Annotated in this window: 10 protein-coding genes; 3 read left to right on the top strand and 7 right to left on the bottom strand. The window is 43.4% G+C overall.

All coding sequences use genetic code 11. The features are described 5' to 3' along the window. Positions 1 to 17: 17 nt before the first annotated feature. The gene (gene wecB / locus ABK447_RS02660) at positions 18 to 1,157 is read right to left on the bottom strand and encodes a non-hydrolyzing UDP-N-acetylglucosamine 2-epimerase (RefSeq protein WP_094031334.1); all 1,140 of its coding nucleotides are present in this window, start codon (positions 1,155 to 1,157) and stop codon (positions 18 to 20) included. Between the two features lie 228 nt (positions 1,158 to 1,385). Here wecB and galU point away from each other — a divergent pair, with 228 nt between their 5' ends. Beyond that, positions 1,386 to 2,270, top strand: coding sequence for a UTP--glucose-1-phosphate uridylyltransferase GalU (galU, locus tag ABK447_RS02655; protein ID WP_020956427.1), 885 nt, complete (start codon positions 1,386 to 1,388; stop codon positions 2,268 to 2,270). Positions 2,271 to 2,309: 39 nt separating this feature from the next. On the opposite strand, the gene tagH is transcribed toward galU, so the two are convergent. The 5 genes from tagH to tagD all read right to left on the bottom strand — a co-directional run bounded on the left by tagH (position 2,310) and on the right by tagD (position 9,177). Next, positions 2,310 to 3,854: a teichoic acids export ABC transporter ATP-binding subunit TagH gene (gene tagH, locus ABK447_RS02650; RefSeq protein WP_099320009.1), complete on the bottom strand. Its 1,545-nt coding sequence runs from the start codon at positions 3,852 to 3,854 to the stop codon at positions 2,310 to 2,312. Between the two features lie 20 nt (positions 3,855 to 3,874). Further along, positions 3,875 to 4,702: an ABC transporter permease gene (locus ABK447_RS02645; protein ID WP_003151365.1), complete on the bottom strand. Its 828-nt coding sequence runs from the start codon at positions 4,700 to 4,702 to the stop codon at positions 3,875 to 3,877. 185 nt (positions 4,703 to 4,887) lie between these two features. Continuing rightward, positions 4,888 to 7,062: a CDP-glycerol glycerophosphotransferase family protein gene (locus ABK447_RS02640; protein WP_032867490.1), complete on the bottom strand. Its 2,175-nt coding sequence runs from the start codon at positions 7,060 to 7,062 to the stop codon at positions 4,888 to 4,890. A gap of 49 nt (positions 7,063 to 7,111) precedes the next feature. Continuing rightward, the gene (locus ABK447_RS02635; protein WP_094031335.1) at positions 7,112 to 8,650 is read right to left on the bottom strand and encodes a glycosyltransferase family 2 protein; all 1,539 of its coding nucleotides are present in this window, start codon (positions 8,648 to 8,650) and stop codon (positions 7,112 to 7,114) included. 137 nt (positions 8,651 to 8,787) lie between these two features. Then, positions 8,788 to 9,177 carry a glycerol-3-phosphate cytidylyltransferase gene (tagD, locus tag ABK447_RS02630; protein WP_003151361.1) on the bottom strand — a complete coding sequence of 130 codons (390 nt, stop codon included), beginning with the start codon at positions 9,175 to 9,177 and terminating at the stop codon, positions 8,788 to 8,790. A 355-nt stretch (positions 9,178 to 9,532) separates the two neighbouring features. Here tagD and ABK447_RS02625 point away from each other — a divergent pair, with 355 nt between their 5' ends. Next, positions 9,533 to 10,303, top strand: coding sequence for a WecB/TagA/CpsF family glycosyltransferase (locus tag ABK447_RS02625; protein ID WP_012118587.1), 771 nt, complete (start codon positions 9,533 to 9,535; stop codon positions 10,301 to 10,303). Between the two features lie 32 nt (positions 10,304 to 10,335). Beyond that, the gene (locus ABK447_RS02620) at positions 10,336 to 11,502 is read left to right on the top strand and encodes a CDP-glycerol glycerophosphotransferase family protein (RefSeq protein WP_094031336.1); all 1,167 of its coding nucleotides are present in this window, start codon (positions 10,336 to 10,338) and stop codon (positions 11,500 to 11,502) included. A 61-nt stretch (positions 11,503 to 11,563) separates the two neighbouring features. Here the strand turns inward: ABK447_RS02620 and ABK447_RS02615 are convergent, their stop codons facing one another. Next, on the bottom strand, positions 11,564 to 14,209 hold the full coding sequence (locus ABK447_RS02615) for an N-acetylglucosaminidase (protein ID WP_221663932.1): 2,646 nt from the start codon (positions 14,207 to 14,209) through the stop codon (positions 11,564 to 11,566). Positions 14,210 to 14,317: the final 108 nt, after the last annotated feature.

The following is a 14,317-nucleotide window of genomic DNA, read 5'->3' as shown; positions in this document are numbered from 1 at the left end:
TATGATGCAGAGTTTTTTTATTCTGTAAAAGGCTGCGGACGGGTTTTTCTATAGCCGTACCGATAAAGCAGTTCTTCCACAATCCGTTTTGAAGCCGATCCGTCACCATAAGGGTTTGACGCCTTTGACATCCGTTCATATTCAGCCTGATCGGTTAAGAGCTGTTTTGTCAGCTGATACACCGTTTCTTCATCTGTACCCGCCAGCTTTAATGTCCCGGCTTTCACTCCTTCGGGGCGCTCGGTTGTGTCCCGAAGCACCAAGACCGGCTTTCCGAGAGAAGGCGCTTCCTCCTGCACTCCGCCCGAGTCGGTCAAAATGAAACTTGCTTTCGCAGCGAAGTTATGGAAATCCACGACCTCCAGAGGTTCTATTAAGTGCACCCTGTCCGAATCAGCAAAATGTGCTTCTGCGGCCTCACGAACTGCGGGATTCAAATGAACGGGATAAACGACTTGTACGTCCTCAAACTCTTCAACGACTCTTCTGACGGCCTTAAACATCTGTTCCATCGGCCTGCCTAAATTTTCACGTCTGTGCGCTGTTAAAAGAATCATCCTGCTTCCTTCCAGCTTGTCAAAAATCGGATGAAAATAATCTTCCCGCACTGTCGTTTGAAGCGCGTCTATCGCCGTATTTCCCGTGACAAATATAGAATCCGGCTTTTTATTTTCAGAAAGCAGATTCTGCTCGGCCTGGCTTGTCGGCGCAAAATTCACATCAGCCATCACGCCCGTCATCTGCCGATTGATTTCCTCGGGGAAAGGAGAGTATTTATTATGCGTACGCAGACCGGCTTCCACATGGCCGATAGCGATTTGATGGTAAAAGGCGGCAAGGCTTCCGGCGAACGTTGTCGTCGTATCTCCGTGGACCAAAACGATATCTGGTTTTACTTCTTGGAACAGCTTGTCCAGTTTCAGCAAAGCATGAGATGTAATTTCTGAAAGCGTTTGACGCTCTTTCATAATATTCAAATCAAAATCAGGCGTAATGCTGAATGCTTCAAGCACTTGATCCAGCATCTGTCTGTGCTGCGCGGTTACAGTCACCAGCGAATCAATTTCCTGATATTTTTCAAGCTCTAATACGAGCGGAGCCATTTTAATTGCTTCAGGTCTTGTACCGAATACGGTCATTACTTTTAGTTTTTTCAACGGTTTGTCTGCACCTCGTTTTATATGTCGGATATCCCTTCATGTTAACATATTTATGCCGTTTCTTAGATATTGTAAAGCTTAATGGCAAACAAAGCAAAAACCGTTCCAAGACTCTTTGAAAGCGGATTAAAAGGTGTGAATTTTAATCAATTGTGGTAAAGTGGAAAAAGACTAGGTTATAGTTCTGAAAAAAAGATTTTGCAGAAACAAGGATGGTGTTATTCAGTGAAGAAAGTACGCAAAGCCATTATTCCGGCAGCAGGTTTAGGCACTCGTTTTTTGCCGGCCACAAAAGCAATGCCTAAAGAAATGCTTCCAATCGTTGATAAGCCGACAATTCAGTATATTATCGAAGAAGCTGTCGAATCCGGCATCGAAGATATTATTATCGTAACCGGAAAAGGAAAAAGAGCAATAGAAGACCATTTCGACAATGCCCCTGAACTGGAACGCAATTTAGAAGAAAAAGGGAAAATCGAACTGCTTCAAAAAGTGAAAAAATCGTCAAATATTGCGGATATCCACTATATTCGCCAAAAAGAGCCAAAAGGACTCGGTCATGCCGTTTGGTGCGCACGCAACTTCATCGGCGATGAACCTTTCGCCGTTCTTCTCGGCGATGATATTGTCCAGGCTGAAAAACCGGGACTTCGTCAGCTGATGGATGAATACGAAAAAACATTGTCTTCAATCATCGGTGTTCAGCAAGTTCCTGAAAACGACACACACCGCTACGGAATTATCGATCCGTTAACAAATGAAGGCCGCCGTTACCAGGTGAAAAATTTTGTAGAGAAGCCTGAACCGGGCACAGCTCCTTCCAACTTGGCTATTTTAGGAAGATACGTTTTCACTCCTGAAATTTTCATGTACCTGGAACAGCAGGAAGTCGGTGCAGGAGGAGAAATTCAATTAACGGACGCCATCCAAAAGCTCAATGACATTCAGCGTGTCTTCGCTTATGATTTCGAAGGAAAACGTTACGATGTCGGTGAAAAACTCGGATTTATCGAGACGACGCTTGAATTTGCCTTACAGGATCAGGATATCCGCCATAAATTAATTCCGTTCATGAAGGATCTTCTTGAAAAAGAAGAAGCTGACGAATAGAAAAAGCTGCCGAATCCGGCAGCTTTTTTTATGTGATCTTTACTTTTTAGACGTTACCGTCAGTGTTTTATCAGCATTGTTCACCGAAAAAGTATATTCCTGGTTTTTAAGCATGAGCAAATTCTGATTGATTTTGCTGCCGCCTTTTTCACTTAAAGCTGAGATGTCTGCAGGACGCGATAAATGAAAAACCACTTCGGAGACTGTATCATTGTCAATCACTACCTCCGTTTTTGCATCGGATGTTTTTAATACGTTCCGTCCGTCAGCCGTTTGTCCGGCAGCTGGATTTTTCAATTTACTCTGTACATCGTCCCCGCTTTTATTGAGATATGAGAGAAACTCTTCTGCTGTTTGGCTTGATAAACTGCCGCTGAAATCATTAAGCTGAACATCCGTCTTTTTTAAAGCGTTCACTTTATACAGATCAGTCTTTTTCATAAAGTACTCTTTATCGTTTAATTTCACTTTGGCCGCCTGGTTATTCTCGGCTTCTACCTGCACCTTCGTGCCGAAACTTACACTTGCGGAGGCTTTTCCTTTTATATCTTTTTCAGTATAAAGGTTCGCCTTTTCAGCTTTTATCAAAGCAGGTTTATTCACAGACTCATAAAGGCCGGCATCGCTCTGTTTGACGTCACCGAAAGATGTAATCGCACGCAGTGGCTTGTCTGAAAACATCGAAGCACCCGCGCCGACAGCCAGCAATGCAAGCAGCGTAATCTGAATCGTATTGGCAATGAATTTAGGCTTCGCTTTCTTTTGCTGCGCCTGAGTGATTTTCTGTTCCTCGGCTGCCCGCGTTCTGCCTTCAATCTGCTCGTTTTGATATTTCTTCTTTTCTTTCTTTGAAAGCTTGTTGAACCAATCCACAAAAGCTTTATATTCTTTCACAACGGCTTTCGTTTCGTCGAACATGCGCATTTCGCCGTAATGCATCCAAGCCACCCGATCACACATTTTCTCAATCTGTCCGATGGAATGACTGACGAAAAAGATCGTTTTGCCGCGTTCTTTAAATTCCGTAATGCGGTCCACACATTTCTGATAGAAAGTCTGGTCCCCTACTGAGAGCGCCTCATCAATAATAAGGATGTCAGGGTCCATATGCGCCGATATGGCAAAACCGAGACGTGATTTCATACCGCTTGAATAGCTTTTAACAGGCTGATCTATAAAGTCGCCGATATCCGCGAATTCAACGATTTTTTCATAAAGCTCGTCTATCTGCCGATTGTTGAGACCCATCATCAAGCATTTTAAACGAATGTTGTCTTTACCGCTTAATTGATTGTTTAATCCGGCAGAAATCGCGATTAAAGACGGCTGCCCGTTCATATCAATCTCACCGCTTGTCGGCGGAATGATCTTTGCAAGCAAATTGGACATCGTTGATTTTCCCGAGCCGTTGATCCCTACGAATCCGATCGTTTCCCCTTCATAGACGTCAAAAGAAACATTTCGGACAGCGAAAAAACCTTTTTGATTTCTGTTTGGGAAAAACAGTCCTTTAATTTTGTCAGACTGTTTTTTATATAGAAAATACTGTTTTGAAACATTTCTGAACGAAACTTTTAGTTTCATCGTATAATCTCCTTACTATATTAAAGAAAGTCAACAAACTTATCTCTGAATTTCATATGAAGAAGTGAACCGACTGTTAATAACAGCAGTGTGACGAACCAGAAATACAGCGTGTATTTCACATCGTGGAAAAACCACTGCCCTTCCATAAAGCTGTCTCTAAAGCCCTCGATAATATAGAAAAGAGGGTTTAACTTCAAGATGGTCAAAACTTCAGGTCTGTTTCCAAATTTCTCCGCAATGTCCCAGAAAATCGGCAGAAGAAAAAAGAGCAGCCTTGTGACGGCTTGAAGCAAAAACTGATAGTCCCTGATTAAAACGCTGATGGTTGAATTAAACAGGCCGAAAGCAAACATAAAACTGATCATGCAAAACAAGTAATAAATATATTGCAGCCAGTGAAGCGTCGGAAACAGTCCGTTGCTCAGCAGCACAATAATATAAATCGCCATCATCACAAAGTAACTGAATAAATTCGATGCTATCACTACAGAAGGCAGTGAACTGATCGGAAAGTTCATTTTCGACACTAAATTTATCCGTTTAAAAACGCTGTTAGATGCATCCAGTATCGTCGGACTGATAAAGAACCAAGGAATTAAGCCGGCCAGCATCCAGACGATGAACGGTACGCTGTCTCCATTTCCAAGCACCATATCATGTCCGCCGCGAATCCCGAGACCAAATACGAACCAGTAAGCCAGCATTTGAATCATAGGGTTGAGAAACTGCCACAATATACCCAAATAGTTCACTTGATACTTTGATTTCGTTTCGTACACTGCAAGCCGCATAATCAGCGGAAATGAGTTGAATTGCTCTTTCAGAATTTTTACCAATGCATTCATTCTAATCTTCCTTAGTCGTAAGTTTTAGGTAATAGCTTTGACTTACAAAAGCACCGCTCATAATTGTAACAGATTACGATGTATTTTTCACTTCATAACAAGCCTGAATCCCATGAGCGCAACATGCCGTCACTTAAGCAAAAAAGCATAATTAACGTGGTTAAATTATGCTTTTTTGCACCTATTTACTTGTCCCCGAAAATCACTTTTACGGCTTTTTCAGACGATTCTCCGGTTTCTAAATAACAGAACTTCTCGTAAAAAGGCCCGAATGAATCCGGAAGCTTATAATCATCTGATTCCGTTTCATTGACCCATTTGATAACGTCACCTGTTTCTTTGACAAGCGGGCCAGGCGCTTCTTTTTCAAAGTCAAAGTAAAACCCTCTGAGTTTATCCCGGTACGTTTCGATATCAGGCACATAAAACAGCATCGGTCTTTTCAGATTTGCATAGTCAAAAAAGACAGAGGAATAGTCCGTTATGAGTAAATCAGAGACCATATACAGCTCACGGATATCTTCGTAGCTGGAGAAATCATAAGCAAATCCTTCATACGGTCCGAGATCAAAGTTTTCCGCCACGAGATAATGCATTCGTAAAATAATGACATAACGATCGCCGATCGCTTCTCTCAATTGATGAAGGTCTAAATCAAGGTCAAACTTGTATTTTCCCTTCTTATAAAATTGGTCATCCCGCCATGTCGGTGCGTAGATAATCACTTTTTTATCTTGCGGAAGATTCATTTTTTCTTTCAGCGCTTTGATGACAGAAGGGCTGTTATCCGTTTGAAGGAAGTCATTCCGCGGATATCCCGATTCAATCATGGTTTTATTAAACTGAAACGCCCGGGCGAATATTTCGGTTGAATATGCGTTCGGTGAAATCAGGTAATCCCACTTTGAAGCCTCTGTCGTAAAGTTGCGCTTGTATTTTTCAGTGTTTGTTCCGGGCATATGCACTTCATCCATATCTACGGCAAGGCGCTTTAAAGGCGTGCCATGCCATGTCTGGACATATGTCGTATGCTCAGGTTTCGGAATCCACAGCGGCATACGGCTGTTGACAACCCAGTACTCGGCTCTTGCCATGGCAAACAGCCATTTGAACGTAAAGCGTTCGATATAAGGAATTCCTTTATCTTTAAATGTCTGTGAGTAAGCGGGGTTTACACTCCAGCAGAGACGGTATTCCGGCATCTCTTTGCTCATGTATTCATAAATCGCCCGCGGATTGCAGCTGTACTGTTTTCCGGCAAAGCTTTCAAACATGACAAATTTCTGTTTGACAGGCAGTTTCCCCGCAACCCTGAATCCCGCTTTATAAGTGTTTTGTATTCTTTTCTCAATGAACTTTTTCAGCTTATTCTTTCTCTTGCGTACAAAGGAAGCGCCCCGTTTCAGCTTTCCTTTCACAAAATACTCCACGCGGGTGCTGAAGCTGTAATCGTTCATTCTCAGGTGGAGATTTTTCGTTTTCTTTTTCGTGAAAACGTGAAATCTGGCAGGCCCTTTCTCCGTTTTCAGGATCGTGAATTGGTTAGGGTTTACTTGTTCAGATTTCAGAACCTTTAACGGTTTGCTGTTGGTGATAATCTCTTCACCCGTCCCGGCATCTTCAAAAATGAATTGAATATGGAATTGAAAGGTTAGCTGCTGATTCAATTCTTTATAAACGGCATTCAAATCAATTTTTGTATCAAAGCCTATCGTGTCAAGCATCGTTGTGTCCTGAACATATTCATCAAGGTCGTGTCTCGGCACGTCGTGAAGCGGATACTTCAGAATGAGAGGCTCCTCTTCTTTTCCTTTTTTCATTTTCAGAATCAGGTTTTTTTCTTTTATCTTTAAGGTTTCTGCCGCATTCAGCCGGAATGCAAAACCTTTCAGATGTAAGCTGCCGTCAGATTCGAGCTCCATTTCATCAATCCGCGTGACGAACTTTTTCTGCAGCAGCTTTAAGGAGAAATTCCCTTTCTTCGTCGTGTAAGGGAAAAAGAACATATGATGAGCCTCATCTTTATAAGAAGACAGTTCAATAGGTTCAAGGCTGGATTTTAACCGTTTTTTACTGATATCACTGTCATCATTGATAAAGGAGACATAGAAATCCAGACATCCTTTGCCGTCCGTATGGTCAGAAAGCAGATCCGTGCTCATAACAGCATGGTACTCCCCGCCTTCTCCGGCCAACCGTTTCAGAGGGACGGAAAGTTCCGCTTTTGTCTTACGATTTATAATCTGAAGAGAAGGCTCTTCCCCTGCAGTGACATTTTCACAGGATATCGTAATGCTGAATGTCTCTTCCTTTATGTTAAGATGTTTTAACTTGTATCTGACAGGATTTTCTATACCCATAAAATAAGTCTACTCCTCTGTTTCAATTAAACATATCCAATCACAATCATCATTTTGTTACTTTCAGCGAAAGGTTCTCCTTCACCGTCCGGTAGAATTGATATTGCAGTCCGTTCGCTTCTGCCGTCACCTTTTCACCGTCGTCTCTGTTTAACATGACACGTTCATAATCGTTATAAATAACATACATAATATAACCGCCAAGTCCGACTTTTTCAATGTCACGTAACGGGATTTCAAGGACGTACCGCCCGTCTCCCAGTGACTGAACCGGAAACTGGTGGACTACTTTCATGTTATCTCTGTGCTGAAACTGAATATATTGGGCATTATTTCTGTCCTGTCCGAACAAGCGGAACGTAACGGTGAATTTATGATCGGCGAACACCGCGCTTTCCGTTTCTCCGTGCATGCGAAGTTCGACCAGTTTATTTTCTTCATCCGTCAGCGGGCTTTCTAAATAAGCCAGTCCGCCTTGCGTCACGATGGTTTTATCGGGCTCTTTTTTGGACCAGCGGAACAGCTTTTCGACCTCATCATACCGTTTTTGAGTCAGCAGACGGAAGGCTGTTTTATGAATCGGATGAAAAAATGTCTCGGAAATATCGTATTTCGTCTTCTTTAACACATTCAGAATTTCATTGAATTTATTGTAGTAGGCTTCTTTGTTTTCGCTTTTCAGGAAGTGCATCCGATCGAAAAGACGCGTAATGGAATCGAATTCGATCAGGCGGTTCATCGCCATCTTCTCTTTTTCAGTATCTAATTTTTTGTTCAGAATATACTTCATTACGGCTATGTTCGTGTCGGTTTTTTCCATTATATTAGTCTGCTTTGTCAGCGACTCATTATTGTCCATTCTGTTCAGATAATAGACCGGTTCGGTTGACGTTGAAATATCTCCGCACGCCAAAAGAACATCCATAAAAAATTGCTTATCTTCAGCAAATTTCATTTCCGGATATCTGATATCATTATCTTTTAGAAATTGTAAGTTCATCATTCTTGCCCGCGGGCCGAGATGATAGAAAATATGCCGGATTGAAAAAGGCGATACCTTCGCTCTGTTCAGAGAAGACTCATGTTTCCCGATCGTTTTTTGACCGTTCACCTGCATTTCGATCGTTTTTCCGACCGCATAATTTACCTGATCTCTTTCAAGCATGTCGAATAAGATTTTAACTCCGTTCGGCGCAAACCAATCATCCGCATCCAAAAATGTAATGTACTTTGCATTTGCCAGCTCAATTCCCAAGTTTCTCGGATAAGCCGGGGTTCCCGTGTTGTCTTTCAAAAAGACGACTGTAATATTTTCATACAACTCGGCGTACTCAGTCAGGATGTTTCTGGAATCATCAGTAGAGCAATCATCGACAAGAATTAAAGAAATATGCTGAAAGCCGATGTTTTGAAGGATCACTGAATCAACTGTTTTCCTTACATATTCTTCTGCATTATAAACAGGAACGACTACCGCTACCTTCTTCTCTTCCGCCAATGCTTCTTTGTTTAAAATGGTATATTCGCGTTCTTCTACGGACGGCTTGGACTCTTTTTTATTCAACTTAAAAAAGTTACTAAGATTCATCTTTAAATTCTCCTCTTATTGTCTAGCTTTTTTTCAAAAGCGCATAACAAATATAGCGAAAATAACCTTATATTACAAGAAGTACTCCCTATCCGGAGGGAGTACTTCTTTATCATCTGTATATCCGAATGTTTCAATTACACCCCGGCAATTTCTTTTTTAATCTGTGTGGTGGAAATGCCTTCGGTTCTAGGGAGGTAGATGACTTCGCATTGATCTTTAAGGAAATCGAATTTGCCTTCCCAATCGTCTCCCATTACGAACACGTCGATGTTGTGATCCGCTACGTCACGTACTTTTTGATCCCAGCTGTTTTCCGGAATGACTTCGTCGACATAACGGATCGTTTCCAGAATCAGCTTTCTGTGTTCATAGCTGTGGTAGGCCTTTTTTTGTTTTTGCAGGTTGAACTCGTCTGTTGAGATGGCAACAACAAGGTAATCTCCAAGCTGCTTTGCGCGCTCAAGCAGTTTAATATGACCCCAATGCAGTAAATCAAACGTACCGTAAGTAATGACCTTCTTCATGAAACAAAAGCTCCTTTCTATCATCATACGTATAACAAGCAACTGCCCTGAAATGCTGCGCAGCTGTATCCTTAATCACTAAAGTGCCAATTTCGTACTCATGGAACCTCATTATATCACATAGCCCTGAAAAGGTTAAGCCAATGTAAAACGAAGTTAAAATCCACTTATTAACAAATGTTATTACAATAGGAGTTTAGCAGGGTTTTTGCGCGTATGATTAAAGAAATTGTTATCTTATTTATATTTTTGTAAAACTATTGTTAAGTTTATCTGAAGGTATTATGTTAAAATAAAGCTTAGCCTAATTCACGAAAAAGTGAAAGAAAATCCCGTACAAAAAGGAGGACGGCAGATGCAGACTGAAATGGTGCACAACCTTTCTTATGTTAATGGAAATTTACAGGAGTTTATTTCATATTTAGACACTTATTATATCGCACAGAAGCAAGGAGCCGTCATTGCGACGGTCAATCCTGAGATCGGATACGCTGCGGCGAAAGACAAAGGTTATCATCAAGTCATTTCTTCCGCGGATTTCGTCCTGCCGGATGGTATCGGCGTCGTGTTAATGTCACGTTTGACGCAGCACCCGCTGAAATCAAGAATTGCGGGATTCGATGTGTTTCTTGCGCTGCTCGGCCTCGCAAACCGGCAGTCTAAAAAAATATTTTTATACGGAGCTAAGCAAGACGTGCTTGACGCCGTTTTGAACCGGATCAGCAAAGAGTATCCGAATATTGAGGTTGTCGGAGCCAGCAACGGTTATGAAGCGGATAAACGCTTCGTCGCCAAACAGATTTCCCGGGCGAAACCCGATCTCGTGTTTGTCGCCTTAGGATATCCCCATCAGGAACAATTTATTTATGAATACAAACATCTTTTCCCTCAGGCTGTATCGATCGGTTTGGGCGGAAGCTTTGATGTGTTCAGCGGAACGGTGAAACGCGCCCCTGAATGGATGATCAAAACGAATCTGGAATGGCTGTACAGACTGTTGACGAATCCGTGGAGATGGAAAAGGATGCTGAACATTCCGAAGTATGCTTTTACCGTTTTGAGAAATAATAAATCAAATAAAAGCCTGTATTCCAAGCAGGCAGAAGATCAAACGAAACAGCTTTAAACAAATAAAACAGCAAAAGAGATTGGTAATCTATGAACTTGCGATCTTTATTCGCCGCTTTTTATTCTATATATCTGTCTGTTCTCGGCGTTTTGTTCAAGCCTGTAAAGCCCAAGAACCACCTGACCCTGCTGGTATCTTTTGAAGAGAATGCACAGGCTCTCATCCGTTCTTACAAAGCGCACGCTGAATCGCTTTCTTATGAAATGACGGTTTTGTATACGAGACATGCCGTCAGTCTGAAAGAAGAGCTGGAAGGTATCGGCTCTTTTTATCTGAACGAAAAACATCCGCTGCATCTTTTGAAGGCGGTTTTGATCCTTTTTAAGAGCAAAGCGGTGATAACGGATAACTATTTCCTCATGACAAGCGTCTTAAACCGCCGGCCGCAAACGACATGCATTCAGGTGTGGCATGCGAACGGCTCTTTGAAAAAGTTCGGCCTTGAGGATGTGACGAATCAAAACCGTCCGGCATCAGATATCAGCCGGTTTAAAAAAGTGTACCGCTCGTTTGACTTTGTCACCGTCGGTTCAGACGCGATGGCTGACGTTTTTAAAAAGTCGTTCGGCATACGGGACGGCCAGCTGTTAAAAACGGGTGTCCCCCTGACTGACGTCTATTATGAAGAACACAAGCCCGAACTGAAGCACAAATGGCCGAAAAAAATCATCCTGTACGCACCGACATTCAGGGATTATGATATGCAATCCTTTCGGCTGCCATTCACCGAAGAACAGCTCACAAACGCGTTAAACGGAGAGTATATGCTGCTTGTAAAGCTTCATCCTGCCGTTTTGCATCAGATTTCGGCTTCGTTTGAAAGCGAACTGATCAAGAACGTGTCTGACATGCGTCTTCATGATCTCTTGAAAGCGGCTGATATTTTAATTACGGATTACTCTTCCGTGCCTTTTGAATTCGCGCTCTTAAATAAACCGATTTTCTTTTTCACGTATGATCTGGAAGAATATGATCAAAAGCGCGGTTTAATCGACAATTATACTTCCGTCATCCCCGGAAAGGCTTGTCATAACAGCGAAGCCCTTCTGGAGGAAATGACGAAAAAGCCATTTCGTGCAGAAGAAATGAAGCGGTTCTCGGACAAATGGAATATGTATTCAGATGGGAATTCGAGTGAAGCGTTATTGAAATTTGCGGAAACAAAAATGAAGAATTGTGCTGAAGCACCTGCCTGAATCCGACAGCGGGTGTTTTTTGCATGAAGAAAGGGCTGAAGCATACACTTCAGCCCTTTTTTTATACTTTCATATACACGGGAACATCATAGTAAAGCGTATAGTCATCCAGCAGTGAGTATAAGCTGTACATGCGGTTTACCTGCTTATACGCCCAGCCGATGTCTGTCGCATACTGATGGGCCGCGGCTGGAGACCATCTCATTTTATACAGCGTATCCTGCTCGTATGAAGGATTGTGAATATAAGACGCACCGATAAATTGGGCTCCGCCGATAATCGCGGCTTCCGGAGTAAACCAGCCTTGATTATACGCGTATTGTGCGCCGTAGTAATTCGGGTTGCTGTCATAAGCCCCGATGCCGTACATGTTGTAAACCTTTTTACCATTATACATAATGCCGTTCGCAAGCTCTGACGTGCCATTGCCAGTTTCAAGCAAAGCATGCGAAATCAAATACACTTCATTGATGCTGTATTTGCCGGCGGCTGTAATAAAGGCCTGGCCTTTCCCTGTCAGTATTCCTTTATTGACCAGCACTTTTTGATTCAGTTCCGATGCGTTCAGTCCGGCTGTCTGAGAGAGCTTCAGAAATTGAAAGTAATACTTGCTGTCTTGTGCGAAGTGAGCCGGATTGACATACTGCCCGACTTCGTCACTGCTGGCGTTTCTCCAGCCCATGCTGAGTTTGGCCCAGCCGTTTGTCTGGCCTGTGATGCTGACTTTATCGCCTTTTTTCAACTGCCCGATAATATTGCCGGAGCTGACTTCCGGGGTTGACCGGACGTTCAGGACGTCGGCTGTGACCGTTCCGGAGGCCGTATTGATGTACGTAAGCGATGCATAAGCCGCGGCATCAGTCTGCGGACTGACTGTCATTTGTTTTTTGACCATATCTGCCAGCGAGATGTTGTAATTGGTATTCATGATTTGCGGTCCGTTTTTTATTTTCAAAATACCCATCGTCCATCCATACAGCTTTTTCAGCTTTTGGGAGGCGGCGTCCGCTGACTGCGCTCCCGTGAATTGATCGCGAATGCGGAGTTCATAAACCGGATGGCTTTCACTCGTATAGCCGGCCTGTAATTGTTTGGCGCTGAAAAAGCTCATGCTTTTATTTAAAACGGTTTTACTGCTGAATGTATCGGTTTTGATGACGTACTGTGCAGAGCCGGTTTTCCCCGTCTCCTTCACAGTGCCGGCCGCTTTGTTTTGCTTGAAAAAAGCAGTCACGCGGTCAATGTCTTCCTTTTTAAGCAGCGGTGCCGTTTCAATTCTGAATTGTGTATACGCTGCTTCACCTGTTTTCTGCGCGGAGGCGGATACTTTTTTCCCTTTGAAAAAGTCCAGCGAACGATTGATCTTTGCCGTATCAAGCAGTGATTCGGTTGTGACTTGGTACGTTGTGTCCGTCTGCTTGGATATCGTTTTTGTAATGGCGGTCAGTTTATATCCCGCCAGCAGATTCAATCCTTTTTTTATCTTCGACTGGTCTGCCGTCTGCTGAGAAAGCAGCTGATATTCGCTTTCTGCTGTTTTTACCGCCGCGGTTCTTGCCGTCTTTACATGCTGCTGGCGGAAAAACGCCTCCGCTTGATCTGCCTTTGCAGCGGTAAGCTGCCCTGCCGTGATCCGATAAACGGACACTGATGCTGTCTTTTTGACAGGCGATGCGTCGCAATGCCATTTTTTCTTTTTAAAGAAAGCTTGAACACTTTGCAGCTGCTTAGCCGTCAGTCCGCTCATCGCGACCGTGTAATTGTTTTTCTTGCCGGCTTTTTGATAGCTTCCGCTCACACCCGTATTCTTCTTGATTTGGGTGATAGCATTTTGTACGGCGCTTACTCCGTTAAAATATCCTGACTGCACGTTGTACACGGTTGCTGTTTTGCTTTGGGCATACTTTTGAACATTCCCTTTGACGCCCGTTTTCTGCTGCAGCTGTTTCGCTAAACCTGCCGCATCATTTGCATTTGAAATGTCAGAGGCTGTCACGGTGATATTCGGACTGGCCTTTGCCGTGACTTTCAGCGACGCCTGCAATCCTGTTTCCTTTTGAAAATCAGTTTGGATTTGAGCGGCTTTTTGATCGCCGGAGATTGTTCCTGATTGGATCTGAAACCGGGCTGTTTCCCGTTTGATCTGACGGTATGACGCTTTCACGCCCGTCTGCTTCGTCAACGCTTGCGAGAGCGCTTTTGCGTCCGCTTCGGCCGCCATCTCAGCAGTCACGACCTGCATGTACGGCTGTTTTGTCCCCGCCGGCTTGACGGCGCCGGTCACGCCCGTTTTTTTCGTCAGTTCGGCAAGAAGATTTTTCGTCTGCCGCTCGTCTGATAGGACGCCTGATGTGACGGTCACGTACGGCTGTTTGCTTCCGCTTGCGCTGTAAGTGCCGGACACGCCCGTCTGCTTCGTAAAATCTTTCAGCACGGTTTTCGCATCCGTTTCATCGTGTAAGCCTGAAGCTGAGATTTGATAAGTGAGCGGCGTATTTCCGGCTTTCTTTGCGTCAGCCTGCCATCCCGTATCCTTTTTCAATTTCGCTGCCGCTTGAAGCGCCTCGTTCTCAGAAGCAAATTGCTGCTTCGTTTCCAGCTCGTAAACGGAGTAGTCGCTGTATGCGGCCTCAGCGGGCTGTGTAAGGGTGCAAAAGACAAGGAAAACGGCGGACAATAACATAGGTGCAACGAATCTCTTTTTCATTCCTTCTCCTCTTTCTGATTCAATTGGTTTCTATCAAACTAGTTTATTTATCGGCCGGCCTTCTTCATTTTTACAGAGAGAAATCACCCAATTTTCCAAATAAAAAAA

This window comes from Bacillus sp. hwrm1 (genome assembly GCF_040207805.1).
Taxonomy (GTDB): domain Bacteria; phylum Bacillota; class Bacilli; order Bacillales; family Bacillaceae; genus Bacillus; species Bacillus velezensis.
The sequence above is the reverse complement of the archived record's forward strand: the minus strand, read 5'-3'. Positions and strand labels throughout refer to the sequence as shown.